Origin of the sequence: Blautia acetigignens, from assembly GCF_025566865.1 — a bacterium.
In the GTDB taxonomy this organism is placed as follows: Bacteria; Bacillota; Clostridia; order Lachnospirales; family Lachnospiraceae; genus Blautia_A; species Blautia_A acetigignens.
This window is the reverse complement of the sequence record NZ_JAOQJM010000002.1, coordinates 444,087-462,646: the sequence shown is the minus strand read 5'-3', so window position 1 is coordinate 462,646 and position 18,560 is coordinate 444,087. Positions and strand designations below refer to the sequence as shown.

At 45.6% G+C, this 18,560-nt stretch carries 13 protein-coding genes, 2 pseudogenes and 1 riboswitch; of the genes and pseudogenes, 13 read left to right on the top strand and 2 right to left on the bottom strand.

Annotation, left to right across the window (positions count from 1 at the left end; translation table 11 throughout):
* Positions 1-47: 47 nt before the first annotated feature.
* From OCV70_RS05000 to OCV70_RS04985, 4 genes are all read left to right on the top strand, one after another.
* Positions 48-368 carry a GGDEF domain-containing protein gene (locus OCV70_RS05000; RefSeq protein WP_262579318.1) on the top strand — a complete coding sequence of 107 codons (321 nt, stop codon included), beginning with the start codon at positions 48-50 and terminating at the stop codon, positions 366-368.
* Between the two features lie 100 nt (positions 369-468).
* The gene (locus OCV70_RS04995; RefSeq protein WP_262579316.1) at positions 469-1,215 is read left to right on the top strand and encodes a tetratricopeptide repeat protein; all 747 of its coding nucleotides are present in this window, start codon (positions 469-471) and stop codon (positions 1,213-1,215) included.
* Positions 1,216-1,232: 17 nt separating this feature from the next.
* Positions 1,233-1,544: a GGDEF domain-containing protein gene (locus OCV70_RS04990; RefSeq protein WP_186901957.1), complete on the top strand. Its 312-nt coding sequence runs from the start codon at positions 1,233-1,235 to the stop codon at positions 1,542-1,544.
* Positions 1,545-1,807: 263 nt separating this feature from the next.
* Positions 1,808-2,680 (top strand): phosphoribosylaminoimidazolesuccinocarboxamide synthase, encoded by an 873-nt coding sequence (locus OCV70_RS04985; RefSeq protein WP_021926363.1) that lies wholly within the window; start codon positions 1,808-1,810, stop codon positions 2,678-2,680.
* 103 nt (positions 2,681-2,783) lie between these two features.
* Here the strand turns inward: OCV70_RS04985 and OCV70_RS04980 are convergent, their stop codons facing one another.
* Positions 2,784-4,469 (bottom strand): formate--tetrahydrofolate ligase, encoded by a 1,686-nt coding sequence (locus OCV70_RS04980; protein ID WP_021926364.1) that lies wholly within the window; start codon positions 4,467-4,469, stop codon positions 2,784-2,786.
* A gap of 124 nt (positions 4,470-4,593) precedes the next feature.
* Positions 4,594-4,676: riboswitch (ZMP/ZTP riboswitch) on the bottom strand.
* 268 nt (positions 4,677-4,944) lie between these two features.
* Between OCV70_RS04980 and OCV70_RS04975 the strand changes: the two genes are divergently transcribed.
* Positions 4,945-5,388, top strand: coding sequence for a DUF1700 domain-containing protein (locus OCV70_RS04975; protein ID WP_021926365.1), 444 nt, complete (start codon positions 4,945-4,947; stop codon positions 5,386-5,388).
* Positions 5,389-5,423: 35 nt separating this feature from the next.
* Positions 5,424-6,275, top strand: a pseudogene (locus tag OCV70_RS04970) (PP-loop family protein); the annotation flags it as partial.
* Positions 6,276-6,703: 428 nt separating this feature from the next.
* On the opposite strand, the pseudogene OCV70_RS04965 reads toward OCV70_RS04970, so the two are convergent.
* Positions 6,704-7,828: pseudogene (locus OCV70_RS04965) on the bottom strand (sodium ion-translocating decarboxylase subunit beta); the annotation flags it as partial.
* 460 nt (positions 7,829-8,288) lie between these two features.
* Between OCV70_RS04965 and OCV70_RS04960 the strand changes: the two are divergent.
* The 7 genes from OCV70_RS04960 (at position 8,289) to OCV70_RS04930 (ending at position 18,408) form a co-directional block, all read left to right on the top strand.
* Positions 8,289-9,308, top strand: coding sequence for a threonine aldolase family protein (locus OCV70_RS04960; protein ID WP_173765134.1), 1,020 nt, complete (start codon positions 8,289-8,291; stop codon positions 9,306-9,308).
* Between the two features lie 265 nt (positions 9,309-9,573).
* Complete coding sequence (locus OCV70_RS04955) at positions 9,574-10,665, top strand: GntR family transcriptional regulator (RefSeq protein WP_117853124.1); 1,092 nt, start codon at positions 9,574-9,576, stop codon at positions 10,663-10,665.
* A gap of 48 nt (positions 10,666-10,713) precedes the next feature.
* A complete protein-coding gene (gene araA / locus OCV70_RS04950) occupies positions 10,714-12,213 on the top strand; it encodes an L-arabinose isomerase (RefSeq protein WP_021926371.1) in 1,500 nt (499 codons plus the stop codon).
* Positions 12,214-12,228: 15 nt separating this feature from the next.
* Positions 12,229-13,833 (top strand): xylulokinase, encoded by a 1,605-nt coding sequence (locus tag OCV70_RS04945; RefSeq protein WP_262579312.1) that lies wholly within the window; start codon positions 12,229-12,231, stop codon positions 13,831-13,833.
* 118 nt (positions 13,834-13,951) lie between these two features.
* Entirely contained in the window at positions 13,952-15,367 is a 1,416-nt protein-coding gene (locus OCV70_RS04940; protein WP_021926373.1) for an MBOAT family O-acyltransferase, read from the top strand.
* Between the two features lie 10 nt (positions 15,368-15,377).
* Positions 15,378-16,502, top strand: a complete 1,125-nt coding sequence (locus tag OCV70_RS04935; protein ID WP_117853130.1) for an alginate O-acetyltransferase AlgX-related protein — start codon at positions 15,378-15,380, stop codon at positions 16,500-16,502.
* Positions 16,503-16,758: 256 nt separating this feature from the next.
* On the top strand, positions 16,759-18,408 hold the full coding sequence (locus OCV70_RS04930; protein WP_173765138.1) for a hypothetical protein: 1,650 nt from the start codon (positions 16,759-16,761) through the stop codon (positions 18,406-18,408).
* The last annotated feature ends 152 nt before the right edge of the window (positions 18,409-18,560 follow it).

The following is an 18,560-nucleotide window of genomic DNA, read 5'->3' as shown; positions in this document are numbered from 1 at the left end:
TTGTGCAAAGAAATTGTCTGGAAAATGTTGACGGACAGGGATAATATATGAAATTTAAGGCGGCATCCAGAGAAACGGTTGTGAAGCGCCTGCGGAAACGAATCGAACTTCAGGAAGAATCCAGCAAACGGGTCAATATGGAAGCGTGGCGGAATGCTCTGTATAAAAGAAGCGAATATGATGAGCTTACAGGCGTGCTGAACCGACGGGGCATCCGAAAATATATGGTTCAGGCATTTTCTGATGCAAAAGCTGTGGGGAATAAATTTGCCGTTTTGATCATTGATGTGGACTTTTTCAAAGAATATAATGATACTTATGGGCATGTAGCAGGGGATGAATTCCTGCTGGCAATCGGCGGATCCTAGACTATGTCAGTTATGGAAGCGGCGGATAAGGCGCTCTATGATTTGAAGAAAAATTCTAAAAATGGTTTTGTAATCGTAGAATCCCTCCAGGGAGAAGAAAATGGATAAAGAAATTGAAAAAAAGTGCGAGAAAGTAATTGAATACAGATTTTCAGATCCCAGAAAGGCATACAATATTTGCAGTGAAATTCTGGAGCATGGTATCAGCAATGAAGAAGCTTATGAGGTAGCATATGCCCGTCTGTACATGGGGGATACCATGTTTTCCATGGGCGAGTTCCAGAAAGCTCTGGCCAATATGATGCTTGCAAAAAAAGTTCAGGAAAAATATGGATATCAGGATCTTCTGATGAAAACCTATAATATTATTGCTATTATTTATGTAAACCAGGGAGATGACCTGTTGGGCCTGGATTATTATTATAAGTCGCTAAAGCTTGCCCGCGAATGTGGTAACAAAGTGATGATGAGAATGGTGTATAACAATATTGGAGCTTTGCTGAATAACGCGGGAGACGCTGCAGGAGCGGCAGAATATTTTAGAAAAGTATATGAACTTTGTCAAAAGAGGGAACAAAGGGATTCGAAAAAAATTGACAATAAAAAGCAGTATCTTGTAAATCTTGCTGTTGGATATCTGGGGGAAAAGAAATATAAACAGGCAAGAAAGTATCTTGACATGGCGTCTATGGAAAGTGACGGAAAATCCCAGGACTGTTGTTTGGCAGCAGAGATTAACAGAATAGTAGATTCTGTGCGTGTTTATGTGGAAACAGGAAATAAAGCTGCTGCAATCAAAGAAGCAGAGAATATACTGTCACTTCCGGAAAAAATTTTGAAGATGTAGAAGCATTCCGGCATTTTATTTGTCTGGCATCCTGTCTGCTTCAGCTGGAATATTTTGTAAGCCGTTATGGAGGAGATGAGTTTGTAATTCTGGGTATTAATAAATCTGACGAAGAATTAAGAGACTTTATAGAAAAGCTGTTCTGCAATATTAACAGTGCGAAGATGCCTTTTCTTGATCATATGGTCTTCCAGCATGTGACTATTTCCATGGGAGTGGTAAACAAAACCGTGGAAAGTGGTTACAGCCTGGCTGAGTTTATCAGCAGTGCGGACAATAATCTTTATGTGGCGAAGAAAAATGGAAAAAACCGATATGTATTTAAGTAGCGCGGCTGCAGGCAGTGCCTGTAAGGAGAGAAAAACCAGTCGGATACATGGAAATCTGAAAGTTTGTTTCAGTTCTGTGAAGATTCACATGGATTCCTGCAAAAGAAGCTGTGATTTCGGCAATTAGGAGAATTGTTTTTTGCCCTGTGAAATGGTAAAATAATAAGGTAATGCAAATGGAAAATAAGGAACAGGAAGAACTGTTTTTAAAAATATTTTCCAGCAGATAAAACTAAAAAAGAAAAGTGACGAGGTGTAAAGCTATGCAGGAAATGAAGCCAGTTAAAGAAGGCAAAGTGCGCGAGATTTACGACAACGGAGACAGTCTGATCATGGTTGCAACAGACCGTATCAGCTGTTTTGACGTGATCCTGAACAACGAAGTGACTAAGAAGGGCACTGTTCTCACACAGATGTCCAAGTTCTGGTTCGATATGACTCAGGACATCCTGCCAAACCACATGCTTTCTGTTGATGTCAAAGACATGCCGGAGTTTTTCCAGCAGGAGAAATTTGACGGAAACAGCATGATGTGCCGCAAGCTGGATATGATTCCGGTTGAGTGTATCGTTCGCGGATATATTACCGGAAGCGGCTGGGCAAGCTACCAGAAGGACGGCACAGTCTGCGGAATTACTCTTCCGGAGGGACTGAAGGAATCAGACAAGCTGCCTGAGCCTATTTACACACCTTCTACCAAGGCTGAGATCGGAGACCATGACGAGAATATTTCTTTCGAGCAGAGCGTTGCTCACCTTGAGAAATACTATCCGGGACATGGTCAGGAATATGCCGAGAAGATCCGTGATTACACCATCGCATTATATAAAAAATGTGCAGAGTATGCGTTGAGCAAGGGCATCATCATTGCAGATACCAAGTTTGAGTTTGGTCTGGATGAGAATGGAAACATTGTGCTTGGCGATGAAATGCTTACACCGGACAGCTCCAGATTCTGGCCGGCAGATGGATATGAGCCAGGACATGGCCAGCCATCCTTTGACAAGCAGTTCGCCCGCGACTGGCTCAAAGCCAATCCGGACAACAACTGGACTCTCCCACAGGAAATCGTGGACAAGACCATCGACAAATACCTGCAGGCATACGAGATGCTCACAGGCAAGAAGCTGAAATAATTACATAAAACCAAAACCAGCCGGGGAATTGCTCCCCGGCGATTTTTTGCAAAAAAATTCCCGGGAGGTAATATTCTCCCGGGAATTTATAGTTAAATTTCAATTAGAACAGTCCTGTGATCTTGCCTGTTTCGTCTACGTCGATCTTCTCAGCAGCCGGAACCTTCGGAAGACCTGGCATGGTCATGATCTCGCCGGTAAGGGCTACGATGAAGCCTGCACCTGCGGAAATCTTCAGGTTACGAACAGTTACTTCGAAGTCTGTCGGAGCGCCAAGCTTGGTCTGGTCATCTGTTAAGCTGTACTGTGTCTTTGCAACGCAGATCGGACAGTTGCCAAAGCCAAGAGCCTCCAGCTGTTTTGCCTGTTTCTGAGCGTTGGCTGTAAGAACAACTCTCTTGCCGCCATAAATCTTCTGAACGATATTGTTCAGCTTATCTTCGATAGAGCCCTCAAGCTCGTAGGAATATGTGAAGTCGTTCGGCTCTTCAACCAGACGGATAACTTCCTCTGCTAACTTCTTGCCGCCTTCGCCGCCTTTTGCCCATACTTCGGAAAGTGCAACGTTAACGCCAAGCTCTTTGCATTTTGCTTCTACAAGGTCAAGCTCTGCCTTTGTGTCGGTCGGGAATGCGTTGATTGCAACAACACATGGAAGCTTGTAAACGTTCTTGATATTGCTTACATGTTTCAGCAGGTTCGGAAGACCTTTCTCAAGAGCCTCCAGGTTCTCGTTGTTCAGATCTGCTTTTGCAACGCCGCCGTTATATTTAAGAGCACGAACGGTAGCAACGATTACAACTGCGTTTGGATGAAGGTCAGCCATACGGCACTTGATGTCAAGGAATTTCTCAGCACCAAGGTCAGCACCGAATCCAGCCTCTGTGATTGCATAATCAGCAAGCTTCAGAGCCATCTTTGTAGCGGTTACAGAGTTGCATCCGTGAGCGATGTTTGCAAATGGTCCGCCGTGAACGATTGCAGGTACATGCTCAAGAGTCTGAACCAGGTTCGGTTTCAGGGCATCTTTCAGAAGTGCTGTCATAGCACCCTCTGCGTGGAGGTCACCAGCTGTAACTGGTTTCTGCTCTGATGGTTTGCCGTATGTATAACCAATGATCATTCTGGCAAGTCTCTTCTTCAGGTCTGTGATGTCGCTTGCCAGGCAGAGAACTGCCATAATTTCGGAAGCAACGGTAATGTCATAGCCGTCTTCACGAGGCATACCGTTTGTTCTTCCGCCAAGTCCGTCTACTACATTACGAAGCTGACGGTCGTTCATATCTACGCATCTTCTCCATGTGATCTTACGTGGGTCAATGTTCAGAGCGTTGCCCTGGAAAATGTGGTTGTCGATCATTGCTGCCAGAAGGTTGTTAGCTGCGCCAATCGCATGGAAGTCACCTGTGAAGTGAAGGTTGATATCCTCCATAGGAACAACCTGTGCATATCCGCCGCCTGCTGCGCCGCCCTTTACACCGAATACCGGTCCAAGGGATGGCTCACGAAGTGCAACCATAACACTCTTACCCATCTGCTGCATAGCATCTGCAAGACCAACAGTTGTAGTTGTTTTTCCTTCTCCTGCCGGAGTCGGGTTGATGGCTGTAACAAGGATCAGCTTGCCATCCTTCTTGTCGGTTTCTTTTAACAGATTGTAGTCGATTTTTGCTTTGTATTTGCCGTACTGCTCAAGATACTTGTCATCAATACCTGCCTTAGCCGCAATCTCAGTAATTGGTTTCATTTCGCATTCCTGTGCGATTTCGATGTCACTTTTAAACCCCATAATAAAAGCTCCTTTCGTTGTGTAAGATTAAATGGTTTGCAATACCGCTCCTTAAAAAGGCAGCGGCATTATCCCTCGTAAAAGAGGTACCGCCCGGTAAAAAAAGGACAGTATCTGAAAGTTCAAATACTGCCCAGACGGTCGGCTATGATCTGCTTCCGAAGTCCTTGTGGTAAACTCCACGATCCGTCAGTATTCAGAAGCTTTTCAATTGATGCATTAATTGTATCATTAAAAAAACATCTTGTCAAGAAAATAACGAACAGCATTATTGTCAAAAAACGAACAGCATATTTGTGAAAAGTAACAAAAATTTAAAAAGACATTCCATATATATCTTGTAATTTAGAATGCTTTCAGAAAGGCTTCATAAAAATTTTATGACTTGGACAGTTGCGTATGGGGACAAGTATTGTTAGAATATAATATGAAATTTTTAATGACAAATCTGTTATAGAAAGGTTGAATCAATCAGATGAACAGAACTGAATTTCTGGATACATTGAGAAGCCAGCTGTCCGGTCAGATGCATGAGGGCAAGGTGGCTGCACATGTGCGTTATTATGAGGATTATATTCAGTCCCAGGTGAGAAGCGGCCGTGATGAACAGCAGGTTCTTGCGGAGCTTGGAGATCCAAGGCTGATCGCCAGGACTTTACTTGATACAGATGTGGATGATGGTCAGGCTGACTATGCAGAGTACAGCACTTATTCAGACGAGACAGAGGACACACAGAGCTCCGGCGGGAAGCATGCCCATGTATGGCGCTTTGATACCTGGTACAGCAAGCTGCTTGGCGTTGTAGGCCTGCTGATCATCGTATTTCTTTTGTTCCATATTCTGGTGGCGGTGATTCCGTTCTTCGCTGTTCTGGCAGTGATCCTGTTTATCCTGTCACTGATCAAGAACCGGAATTAATGGATTAAGACATTTTTTAGAGGAAAGGTTTTTCAATGAGCAGTATAACAATAGAAGAATTAAAACAGTTACCCGAAAATTCTTATCAGATCATTGATATCCGCGATGAAATCGAGATTTCCCATGGCGCAGTGAAGGGCGCAGTTGCCTGTAAGCCAGAAGAAATTTTGAGCAATCCGGATGTGGATAAGGCGAAGAAACTTGTCATCTGCTGCAGCCGCGGAATCAACAGCAAGGAAGTGGCTGAGAATCTGACGGAAGAAGGCCTGGATGCAGTGAGCCTGGAGCGCGGCTATATTGCCTGGCTTATGGACGTGATGAAGAATTCCCAGGATGAGGATTTTGCTAAGAATGTGGAGATCAGCCTCCGCAAGAAATTTAAGAAAAAAATCTGGTCCAAATTTACCAAGGCTATCAATACCTATGAGCTTGTGAAGCCGGGAGATAAGATTGCAGTCTGTATTTCCGGCGGCAAGGACTCCATGCTTATGGCAAAATGCTTCCAGGAACTGAAGCTTCACAATAAATTTGATTTTGAGGTGAAGTTCCTTGTTATGGATCCTGGCTACAGCCCGGCCAACCGCCAGGTGATCGAGGAGAATGCGAAGAAGCTGAACATTCCCATCCGCATTTTTGAGTCAGATATTTTTGAATCTGTATTTAATGTAGAGAAGTCTCCATGCTATCTCTGCGCCAGAATGCGAAGAGGCCATTTATATGCCTTTGCAAAAGAAATGGGCTGCAACAAGATTGCCCTGGGCCATCATTATGATGATGTAATTGAGACCATTCTTATGGGAATGCTTTACGGCGCGCAGGTGCAGACTATGATGCCGAAGCTTCACAGCACCAATTTTGAGGGCATGGAGCTGATCCGTCCTTTGTATCTGGTGCGTGAAGACGACATCAAGGCATGGCGGGATTACAATGACCTGCATTTTATCCAGTGCGCATGCAAGTTTACAGATACCTGTACCACCTGCAACAACGAGAACCGCTCCAAGCGTGTGGAGATTAAGGAACTGATCCGCGACCTGAAGCAGGTGAACCCGTTTGTAGAAGGCAATATTTTCAAAAGCGTTGAGAACGTCAATATTGATACCGTTGTTGGCTACAAGCAGTATGGCGTCCGTCATTCCTTCCTGGAAAATTATGACAGGGAGAAAGAGGAAGATGAGTCACAGGAGGATTAACGGCTGACTTTCCTGAGAATCCATACCAGAAGGAGGATGATCAGGATAGCGGCGAAGATTCCTGCCATGCCTTTTCCCATGATGGTAAGGGCAGCCATTACGGTGTTTGCCTGATCGCAGGAAGCAGCCAGATTGATGACCATGCCTCCGGCTATGACTGAGGCAATCTGTCCGGATACATTGGCACCTGCAGCCTGCATGAGAATCACGTTGGTGGGATCTTCTTCCATTGCCATTTTCTGGATTACTCTTGAGGACATGGGGAAGGCTGAGATTCCGGCACCGCCGATCATGGGATTGATCTTTTTTTTCAGGAAAAGATTCATAAATTTGGCCAGAAGGACTCCGCCGATGGTATCCATTACGAAGGCAAAAAGCCCGATCACCAGGATCAGCAGGGTGTCTTTGGTTACGAACTGATCCGCACGCATGCTGAAGGAGATTGTGATTCCAAGAAGCAGGGTGATCAGGTTTGCCAGAATATTCTGGGCGGTATCGGACATGGTTCCAAGAACACCGCATTCACGGATCAGATTTCCGAACATAAGGAAGCCTACCAGCGCAACAGACTGAGGGGCAACAAGTCCCACGATCATGGTTACGGCAATGGGAAAGGCAATCCTTATAATTTTGGAAACGGATTTGGGATTGTAATCCATGTGAATGCAGCGTTCTTTTTTTGTAGTGACAAGGCGGATGGCGAAGGGCTGCACAATGGGAACCAGAGCCATGTAGGAATAGGCTGCCACTGCAATGGCGCCGATGTACCTGGAGCCAAGAACCTGGGATACCAGAATGGAGGTTGGTCCGTCTGCTGCACCGATAATTCCAATAGAGGCCGCATCTGTAAGACGAAATCCAAGCAGGGCAGCCACGAGAATAGCCGCAAATATTCCAAACTGTGCGCCGGCACCGAATAAAAACAGAGAAGGTCCGGAGAGCAGGGGGCCGAAATCAATCATTGCGCCGATTCCAATAAACAGCAGGATCGGCATCACCTCGGAAGCTTCGATTCCCACATGGAACATCCACTCAATGACGCCGTTTGCATGGATTCCTCCGGTGAGGGTCTGATTTACCACTCCGGAAAATGGCAGGTTTACAAGAATGGCACCAAATCCCATAGGCAAAAGCAAGGCTGGTTCGAACCCTTTCTTGATCGCTAGCCAGATCAAAGTGATTCCTACAGCGTACATTACCAGTTGCTGCCATGTCAGAGCCATAATTCCATCTGTTAAAAATTCCATAGTGTTTCCTCCTTTGGGGTAGTATTGTGAAAAAAATATATAAAAAAGACTTTTATTACAATAAGGCATACCTAAAGATATGCGAATATTGTAATAAAAGTCTTGCTATTTCAATTCTATGCGGGCTTGCAGCATGCAGAAATCTTTTCGCAAATATGCTTCTGCACTGCTTACCGTTCTGACGCATGAAAATCCATAATGAATCATGCTTCCCAAAAGCAAAAATCCAATATGCCAGCTACTCCCTTTCATTGTGGTCATTATAGTTTGCAGAACCTGGATTTGTCAACAGAAAAAAGCAGGCTTGTAAAAAAAGTTTTCCAGGGGTATGATTAGAGCGTGCCCTCAAAATCATTCCCGCAATCTGCATGCCCCACTTTGCTGGAAATGGGGGAGATATTTCAAGCTTGTTCTGAAGCATACAAGTTATGATACAAGTAAAGAACAGAAGGAGTACAAAATGTTATATTTTGAGAACGATTACTGTGAAGGTGCCCATGAGGCGATTTTAAAAAGATTACTGGAAACAAATATGGAAAAGGTGCCGGGATATGGACAGGACCCTTACTGTGACCAGGCAAAGGAGAAAATCAAGGCTGCCTGCGGCTGCACGGATGGAGAGGTATATTTTCTGGTTGGAGGAACCCAGACAAATGCAGTGGTGATTGCATCCATGCTGAACCGCTATGAGGGCGTGCTTTCTGCAGTGACCGGACATGTGAATGCCCATGAGGCAGGTGCCATCGAATTTACCGGACATAAGGTGCTGCCGCTGCCTCAGAAAGACGGCAAGATCTCAGCTGCAGATCTGAAGAATTATCTGGAAACCTACTATGCAGACGGAAGTTACGACCACATGGTTTTCCCGGGAATGGTATATATTTCCCATCCCACAGAATACGGAACCCTTTACACCAGACAGGAACTGGAAGATATTTCCGGTGTGTGCAGAAAATATGAGATCCCGCTGTTCCTGGACGGCGCAAGACTTGGATACGGCCTGGTGGCAGATACGGATGTAACTTTGAAGGACATTGCCAAATACACAGATGTATTTTATATTGGCGGCACAAAGGTTGGCGCGCTGTGCGGCGAAGCGGTTGTGTTCCCGAAAAAGGCTCCGAAGCATTTCTTCACCATGATCAAGCAGCAGGGGGCACTTCTGGCCAAAGGAAGGCTTCTTGGAATTCAGTTCGATGCACTTTTCACAGACAACCTGTACCTGGAAATCAGCAAAAATGCCATTGATACAGCTGCGAAATTAAAGTCTGCCCTGAAGGAAAAGAACTATCAGTTCTTTCTCGATTCTCCTACCAATCAGATTTTCGTAGTGCTTGAGAACCAGAAGATGGAAGAACTGGGCAAAAAGGTGAAATATGGCTTCTGGGAAAAATATGACGACAATCATACAGTGGTTCGCTTTGCAACAAGCTGGGCCACAAAGATGGAAGATATTGATGCGTTGATTGAGATCTTATAATTAACAGGGAAAGTTCTGGACCGTATCCATGAATGTGTTTATGCCTGGCATGGCTCATTCATGGATATGATCCGGGAAAAGCCTTCGGTGTAAATGCCATAAGCGTGAAATAACAGTTTTTTCTATTATTCATATCATTATTAAAATCCAAAAGTAAGTAAAATTTCACAAAGTCTTATATATATTTTGTTGCAGTCTGTCAGTAAACAACAACTTGTCCATATGTGCGTACAAGTTGTAAGATACAAATCAGGAGGAAGGAAACATGACGGAAAACGGCAAGCCCAAATATTTTACCCTGATGGAAGAGCTGAAAGAGGAAATCCTTTCCGGCCAGATACAGCCAGGAGAGAAGCTGCCCTCCGAGAATCAGCTTACAGAGAAATATTCCCTCAGCAGACATACCGTGCGCAAAGCCATAGCACTTCTGGAACGGGAAGGCTACGTGGAAGCCTATCACGGCAAGGGAACCTTCTGCTCAGAAAAAATGCGGCACATGAAGAAGTCCAGAAATATTGCAGTAGTGACCACCTATATTTCCGATTATATTTTCCCAAGGCTGATCCAGGGAATGGATAATATCCTGTCCGAGCAGGGATACAGCATTATTCTGAAAAATACGGGAAACAGCCGTCAGAAGGAAGCCAGATGTCTGGAGGAGCTTTTGCAGAAGGATATTGATGGACTGATCATCGAGCCGAGCAAAAGCCAGCTTAGCTGCCGTCACCCAAATCTCTATGAAAATCTGGACAAGTACCAGATCCCTTATGTTTTTATTCAGGGAATTTATACGGAAATGAAGGACAAGCCCCATATCCTTATGGATGATGTGCGGGGAGGATATCTGGTCACCCAGTATCTTCTGGAACTGGGACACCGCCGGATTACAGGATTTTTCAAGGCGGATGATATCCAGGGAATCAATCGGCACAAGGGGTATGTAAAGGCGCTGCAGGAGGCTGGAATCAGCTACGATCCGGATGCAGTTGTATGGTTTCATACAGAAGACCGGAAAAGCAAGCCTGCCATGATGGTTCGAGAAATGGTAAGAAGCGGGAATTTGCCGGACGGGATTGTCTGCTACAATGACCAGATCGCGGTGCAGGTGATCGAGACGCTGGAAGCCTGCGGGCTGAAGGTTCCGGAGGACATATCCGTAACCGGTTACGACAACTCTCTTTATGCCCAGCGTGGAACCGGAATTACTACCATAGCTCATCCCCAGGAAAAACTGGGAGAGATGGCCGCAGAGCTGATTCTGGAAAAAATCGCCGGTGTGCCGGAAGAAGACAGTAAGGTGGAGCGAATGATACAGCCGGAACTGATCATCCGAGGATCCTGCCGGAAATATGACTGAGATAATAACAATATTAACAAAATATATAACACAAGGAGGGTTTTATCAATGAAAACAGGAAGAAATTACAAATTCTGGTTTTGCACAGGATCACAGGACCTTTATGGAGATGAGTGCCTTCGCAAGGTAGCAGAGCATTCCCGCATTATTGTGGATGAGCTGAACAAATCCGGAATGTTTCCCTATGAGATCGTGTGGAAGCCAACCCTGATCACAAACGAACTGATCCGCAAGACCTTCAACGAGGCAAATGCAGATGAGGATTGTGCAGGTGTAATCACCTGGATGCACACCTTTTCCCCGGCAAAATCCTGGATTCTGGGACTGAAGGAATACAGAAAGCCGCTGTGCCATCTTCACACACAGTTCAACCAGGAAATTCCATACGACACCATTGATATGGATTTCATGAATGAGAACCAGTCTGCACACGGCGGCCGTGAATATGGACATATGGTTACCCGTATGGGAATCGAGCGCAAGGTCATTGTAGGACACTGGACAGACAAGAAGGTTCAGGAGCGTCTTGCATCCTGGATGAGAACTGCCATTGGTATTATGGAAAGCAGCCATATCCGTGTATGCCGTGTTGCAGACAACATGCGCAACGTAGCAGTTACAGAGGGTGACAAGGTAGAGGCTCAGATCAAATTTGGCTGGGAGGTTGACGCCTATCCGGTAAACGAGATCGCAGAATATGTAAGTGCTGTTTCCAAGGGAGATATTGACGCTCTTGTGGAAGAATATTATAATAAATATGACATTATTCTGGAGGGTAGAGATCCGGAAGAATTCAAACGTCATGTAGCAGTACAGGCAGGAATCGAGATTGGTTTCGAGAGATTCCTTGAGGAGAAAAATTATCAGGCAATTGTTACCCATTTTGGTGATCTTGGGGCACTGCAGCAGCTTCCGGGACTGGCAATCCAGAGACTGATGGAGAAGGGCTATGGATTTGGCGCAGAGGGTGACTGGAAGACAGCCGCAATGGTACGCCTGATGAAGATCATGTCATCTGGAATGAAGGATGCCAAGGGTACCTCCCTTATGGAAGACTATACCTACAATCTGGTTCCGGGGAAGGAAGGAATCCTGCAGTCCCATATGCTGGAGGTTTGCCCGTCTGTAGCAGATGGAAAGCCAGCCATCAAGGTTTGCCCGCTTAGCATGGGTGAGAGAGAGGATCCGGCAAGACTGGTATTCACATCCAAGACAGGACCTGGAATTGCAACCTCTTTAGTAGATCTGGGAGATCGTTTCCGTCTGATCATCAATGATGTAGACTGCAAGAAAGTAGAGAAACCGATGCCGAAGCTTCCTGTAGGAAGCGCATTCTGGACACCAAAGCCGGATCTGGCAACTGGTGCAGAGGCATGGATCCTTGCCGGCGGCGCACATCACACTGCATTTACCTACGATCTTACTGCAGAGCAGATGGGTGACTGGGCAGCTGCAATGGGAATCGAAGCTGTTTACATTGACGAAGATACTACAATTCGTAATTTCAAGAATGAACTTCGCTGGAACGAGATTGCGTTCCGCAAATAAAAGGGAGGATTTACAATGGGAGCAGCAGAAGCAAAACAGGCGATCCTGGAGAACAGAACCGCTCTTGGAATCGAGTTTGGTTCCACAAGAATCAAGGCCGTACTGGTAGATGGAAATAACATGCCTATCGCATCAGGCGGACATGAGTGGGAGAATCGCTATGAGAATGGTGTGTGGACCTACAGCCTTGAGGACATCTGGTCCTGCATCCAGGACTGCTATCAGCAGATGGTAAAGGATGTAAAGGAGAAATACGGCATAGAGCTGACCCGTGTGGGAGCAATTGGAATCAGTGCTATGATGCACGGCTATATGCCTTTTGACAAGGCTGGAAATCTTCTGGTTCCTTTTAGAACCTGGAGAAACAATATTACCGGAGAGGCAAGCAGAAAGCTGTCAGAGCTTTTCCAGTATAATATCCCGCAGAGATGGAGCATTGCCCATCTGTATCAGGCTATCTTAAACGGCGAGCCTCATGTGAAGGATATTGATTATATCGCTACTCTGGAAGCATATGTACACTGGAAGCTTACCGGACAGAGAGTTCTTGGAATCGGGGATGTTGCCGGAATGTTCCCGGTAGACAGCAGCAAGAAGGACTACAACGAGACCATGGTGCAGCAGTTTGATGAGCTGGTTTCTTCTTACGTTTTCCCATGGAAGCTTCGTGAAATTCTGCCTAAGTGTCTGGTTGCCGGTGAAGATGCAGGATGCCTTACAGAAGAGGGAGCTAAACTGCTGGATGTGACAGGCAGACTGGAAGCCGGAATTCCAATGTGCCCGCCGGAAGGTGATGCAGGAACCGGAATGGTGGCAACCAACAGTGTTGCAAAGCGTACCGGAAATGTTTCCGCCGGAACTTCTGTATTTGCTTCCATCGTACTGGAGAAAGAATTATCTGCCCCATATTCTGAGATTGATATGGTAGCCACTCCGTCCGGACATCCGGTAGCAATGGCACATTCCAACAACTGTACAACAGATTTAAATGCATGGGTCAATATTTTCCGTGAGTTTACAGAGGCAATGGGCATAGAAGCTGATATGAACAAGCTGTTCGGAACCTTATACAATAAGGCTCTGGAAGGCGATGTAGACTGCGGCGGACTTTTGTCCTACTGCTATTTCTCCGGCGAGCATATGACCGGATTTTCGGAAGGAAGACCGCTGTTCGTACGTTCCCCGGAGAGCAAATTCAATCTGGCAAACTTTATGAGAACCCATCTTTACACCTGTCTTGGTGCCATGAGAGTAGGCCTTGACATTCTGTTTAAGAAAGAGGGCGTAAAAGTAGACCGTCTTCTTGGACACGGCGGACTGTTTAAGACCAAAGGCGTAGGACAGCAGATTCTTGCAGACGCAGTGAACGCTCCGGTTTCTGTTATGGAAACTGCCGGAGAGGGCGGCGCATGGGGAATCGCAGTTCTGGCTTCCTATCTTGTAAATAAAGATGGAAATGAAACTCTGGAAGACTTCCTGGATACCAAGGTATTTGCAGGAAATCAGGGCAGTACCCTGAACCCGGATCCGGAGGGAGTAGAGGGCTTCAACATGTTTATGGAAAGATACATGAAAGGCCTTTCTATCGAGCGTGCAGCTGTGGATTCTAAAATCTGGTAATTTTATTCCATAATCCACATAAATCAGGAACCTTCCATACATCGGCGGCTTTTTTTACATAGCCTCTGGTGTACGGAAGGTTTTTTTGCTATACTAATCCCACAGAAAGGAGAGGCAAATGGTTTTTAGTTCAATGCTTTTTCTGTGGATTTTTCTGCCGCTTGTGCTGGCGGCCTATTATCTTAGCCCGAGGAAAATCCGCAATGGGATTCTGGTGTTTTTCAGCCTGCTTTTTTATGCGTGGGGAGAACCTGTCTATATTCTTCTCATGCTTTGTTCTGTTCTGGTTAATTTCATGGGCGGAATTTTTATGGAAGACCATAAGACCCATAGGAAGGGAATTCTGTGGGGAACGGTTCTGATCAATCTTGGCCTTCTGGGATATTTTAAATACTTTAATTTCCTGGCAGAGATAATTGGCAAAATCCTGCCTGGCGGCCTTGGAAATCTCTCGATTCCCCAGGTGGCACTGCCTATTGGAATTTCCTTTTATACCTTCCAGGCGCTGTCTTATGTGATTGATGTTTACCGGGGAGAGGTAAAGGCACAGCGGAATTTCTGGTATATGCTTTTGTACATTTCCTTTTTCCCCCAGCTGATCGCAGGACCAATTGTAAAGTACCGGGATATTGCGCAGCAGATTCTGGAACGAAAGGAGACTGTGGAGAAATTTGCGGCAGGAGTCATGCGCTTTTGCTGGGGCCTTGGGAAAAAGGTTCTTCTGGCAAATGCTTTCGCGGAAGTGGTGGATGATATTTTTCAGTACGGACCGGAAGCCGTGTCAAGAAAGGCCTTGTGGCTTGGGGCAGTTCTCTATATGCTGCAGATCTATTACGATTTTTCAGGCTATTCCGATATGGCAGTCGGCCTTGGGAAAATGTTCGGCTTCCAGTTTCAGGAGAACTTTGATTATCCCTACGTGTCCGGCTCTGTGAAAGAATTCTGGAGACGGTGGCATATTTCCCTGTCCTCCTGGTTCCGGGATTATGTGTACATTCCCCTTGGCGGGAACAGGAAAGGAGCGCTTTGCACCTACCGAAACCTTCTGATCGTGTTTTTCCTTACCGGAATGTGGCATGGCGCAGGAACCGGATTTATTCTCTGGGGACTTTATCACGGACTGTTTCTGATCCTGGAACGGGTGTGGCTGGGGAAAAAGCTGGAGAAGCTGCCGGGCTTTGTTGGCTGGGGATATACCATGATCGTGGTGTTCTTGGGCTGGATCCTTTTCCGTGCGGAGGACTTCGGACTGTTTTGTTCTTATGTGAAGAACCTGTTTGTGTCCCATGGAGGAATGATTCTGACCTCCGCATATCTGGACAAAAAGCTGCTGTTTCTGTTGATCATGGGAATTCTGTTCGCGGGATTTGTTCAGAAGGTGTATGGGCTTTTGCGGGAAAAAATGCCGGGGAAATTTCCGGAGAATGGCGTGGTCACAGTGCCAAGAATCGTGGCATCTATAGCGATTTTGTGGCTTTGTGTGATGGCGTTAGTGAACAACAGCTACAATCCGTTTATTTATTTCAGATTTTGACAGGAAGAATATGAGAAAACAAAAAGTTTTGATTTGGTTATTTGCAGGAAGTCTGATACTGCCCAATGTGATTTTCGGAGCTTTTTCCGATAAATTTAATACGCAGAATAATGAGAACAGGGAACTGGCGGCGTTTCCGGAGGTCAGTTTGTCTTCTCTTGGGGAATTTCCAGAGGCCTTTGAGGAATTTTATAAGGATCATCTTCCCTTCAAAAATGCGCTGGTGAGTCTGAATAATTATATGGATACCAGCCTTTTTCGGAATACGAAGATTGGAGATGTGGTGATTGGAAAGGATAACTGGCTTTTTTACCTGCCTTCTAAGGACGGGGAAAACGCAATGGCTGATTATCAGAAGACCAATTTGTATACCGAGGAAAAAAGCAGGGAAATTGCGGCTGGAATTGCCAAGGTGCAAGACTGGCTCTACGGGTATGGCGTGGAGACATTCCATTATTATGTAGCGCCGAACAAGGAGACTGTTTATACCCAGTACATGCCGGATAAGCCGGAGATCATCGGTGAGGGGGATTCCAGAATGGAAAGCTTCGCCAGGTATATGGCTGAAAATTCCGATGTGGAATTTGAGTATCTTTATGATTATCTTGATGGATATTCCGAACAGTATCAGCTGTTCCGCAAATATGATACCCATATGAATAATCTGGGCGGCTATATCACCAGTGAAAAGATTACCCGGGATCTGACAGGAGAATCCCTGCCAATTGAGAAGATTGTGATAGAAAAAGGGGAGAAGCCCTGTCGCGGGGACCTGTCCCGGATGATCGGCAGATATGAGGAACTGGATGATGACAGGGAATATGGGCTCAGTGATTTTCACGATGGACTTCACTATAAGGTGAAAAAAGAAGAAAGTGAAGGCGGGGAGGAGACGCTGAAGGTCTTTTCTTCTAATTCGTCTAATGAGAGAACCATTCTTGTGATTGGGGATTCCTTCCGGCTCCGTCTGGAGAAATTCCTTCCGTATCGTTATCAGAATGCGGTGTTTGTGCGCATCGATGATTTTACCCCGGAGCTTCTGGAAGAGTACAAGCCGGATGATGTGGTGGTGATCACGGTGGAGCGGGATCAGAGATATATGGAAAACTTGGGTGAGTACATTTGCGAGAAATAAGAGAAATATAAGGGCAAAATAGTTTTTTTCTCAATAGCGAGAAAATGCAGATTACAAAAATAAATTTGAATACTGTTAATCTGTTGACATTAAATATGCCAGATGATATTCTAATAACAACTTAATTATCTGACATAATCAACTAAATGTCAATGTATCTCAGAAGATTTGGGCTACTGTTCACTGGTAATATTCCGCGAAGCGTGTTACTGGGCACGGTGTGAACAGTAACAGATTCTGACTTAAGGAGGAAAGTATGAAGAAGAGAAAGATTACAGCCATTATATTAGCATCTCTTATGGGAATCAGTGCAGTACCTGCGACCGCATGGGCAGCAGATTCCTACAAGGAAACGGAGAAAGCCGCATTTGCCAAAGCAATCCAGGAAATGGGCGCAGATTATGCACAGGATCTTGCACAGATCGGCGATGGCGCAGTGAAAGGAAATGCAGAGATCAAGCTGAGTCTGGATGACGGTGGAAAAGCAATCCTTGGAATGCTCACCCCTGTGGATATCTCCTGGCTTGAAGATGCATCTATGGACACTAAGGTGAACTTAAATGAGGGTACCATGATCGAAACCATGGATGTGAAGGTAAATGGCACGAAGATCTGTACCATCGAGTACTATTTTGATACAGAGAATTCTGAAGTTTATATGAGAATTCCGGAGCTGAATGAAGGCTATATCAAAATGAACATGGAGCAGATGACCCAGGAAGCAGAAGCTGAAATGGAAGAGGAAGGAATGGATTCTTCGTTCTCCACAAGCATGGATCTGGCAGATGCTATGAACAGCTATTTTTCTACTTTGGATAATCTGCCGGAGGCGGATGCTCTGACTTCCATCCTTACCAGATATTCTGACATTATTTTTGACAATGTGACAGACGGAGAGAATCCGGGGACACAGAGTTCTGCAGCAGGCGATGTCAGCCAAGAACTGACAGTACTGGAAGGCCATGTGACACAGGCAGAGGCTCAGCCAATGTTCCAGCAGATTCTGGACACAGCCAAGACGGATGAGGAATTGAAGGGACTGATTGAGAGCTGGACAGAAGCTATGAACGATCCGGAATATTCCTATGATACATTCCTGCAGGCAATCGAGGATCTGGAGAAGGATCTGGACGGAGAAATTGATGAGAGCGATACATCCGGCTTTGTGTTAAGAGCATGGGTGGATGACAATGGAGAAGTGGTAGGACGCGAGGTGCTTGCTGATGACGGTGAGCAGGAAGAGAGTCTTTTCAGATATCTGTGCACAACTGACGGCGACCAGAGAGGATTTTCCTTTACTATGGGTTCCGATGAGGACAGTGTGGGACTTTACGGAAGCGGAACCTTAAGCGGTGATGTTTTAAGCGGAACTTATACCTTTACTTCCGGCGGAGAGGATGCAGCCGTGATTGAGGTTGCAGATTATGACACCAAGGCTGTTGAGAACGGCATCTGGAAAGGTACCTACACCATTTCCGGAGCACCGATCGAAGATGAGGACGGCAATTCCTATGATCCATTTGGCGGAATGCAGCTGATCTTTACAACTGACGGCAAAGATGAAAATAATATGGAGTGGAACCTTACACTTGCAGCAAACGGCGTTTCTCTTGGCGCATTATCTATTACAGGCGGCAATGAGGGCGAAGATCTGGAAGCTGTTGATTTTGCTTCTCTCACAGATGTTTATGACTTCAGTAATGACGCAGATGTGGAGAAATTCGGTGAGGACGTTAACATGGATACCATCACAGCGAATCTTACTAGCGCCGGAATGCCGGACGGCTGGCTGGAAAGTGTAATGGAAGCTGCATCTGGAAGCGGTGCAGAGGAGATTACAGAGTATGACGATCAGACTGATATGGCTGGAGATACCTTGGATGACAGCGAGACTCCTGCAGCATAAGTAATCATAAATGAAAGAAATTTAAAGACAGCCCCGAAACAGATTCATATTCTGTTCCGGGGCTGATTATATTAGGTTATGAAGAATCAGAACTAAGCCTGGAATCGAAAATCGAAGCTTGGACATATTTTGGACATACCTATCGAATGTTA

Bases quoted from the DNA above. Each gene is read 5' to 3' on its own strand.
- OCV70_RS05000 (WP_262579318.1), top strand. From the start codon at position 48: ATGAAATTTAAGGCGGCATCCAGAGAAACGGTTGTGAAGCGCCTGCGG.
- OCV70_RS04995 (WP_262579316.1), top strand. From the start codon at position 469: ATGGATAAAGAAATTGAAAAAAAGTGCGAGAAAGTAATTGAATACAGA.
- OCV70_RS04985 (WP_021926363.1), top strand. From the start codon at position 1,808: ATGCAGGAAATGAAGCCAGTTAAAGAAGGCAAAGTGCGCGAGATTTAC.
- OCV70_RS04980 (WP_021926364.1), bottom strand. From the start codon at position 4,469: ATGGGGTTTAAAAGTGACATCGAAATCGCACAGGAATGCGAAATGAAA.
- OCV70_RS04975 (WP_021926365.1), top strand. From the start codon at position 4,945: ATGAACAGAACTGAATTTCTGGATACATTGAGAAGCCAGCTGTCCGGT.
- OCV70_RS04960 (WP_173765134.1), top strand. From the start codon at position 8,289: ATGTTATATTTTGAGAACGATTACTGTGAAGGTGCCCATGAGGCGATT.
- OCV70_RS04955 (WP_117853124.1), top strand. From the start codon at position 9,574: ATGACGGAAAACGGCAAGCCCAAATATTTTACCCTGATGGAAGAGCTG.
- araA (WP_021926371.1), top strand. From the start codon at position 10,714: ATGAAAACAGGAAGAAATTACAAATTCTGGTTTTGCACAGGATCACAG.
- OCV70_RS04945 (WP_262579312.1), top strand. From the start codon at position 12,229: ATGGGAGCAGCAGAAGCAAAACAGGCGATCCTGGAGAACAGAACCGCT.
- OCV70_RS04940 (WP_021926373.1), top strand. From the start codon at position 13,952: ATGGTTTTTAGTTCAATGCTTTTTCTGTGGATTTTTCTGCCGCTTGTG.
- OCV70_RS04935 (WP_117853130.1), top strand. From the start codon at position 15,378: ATGAGAAAACAAAAAGTTTTGATTTGGTTATTTGCAGGAAGTCTGATA.
- OCV70_RS04930 (WP_173765138.1), top strand. From the start codon at position 16,759: ATGAAGAAGAGAAAGATTACAGCCATTATATTAGCATCTCTTATGGGA.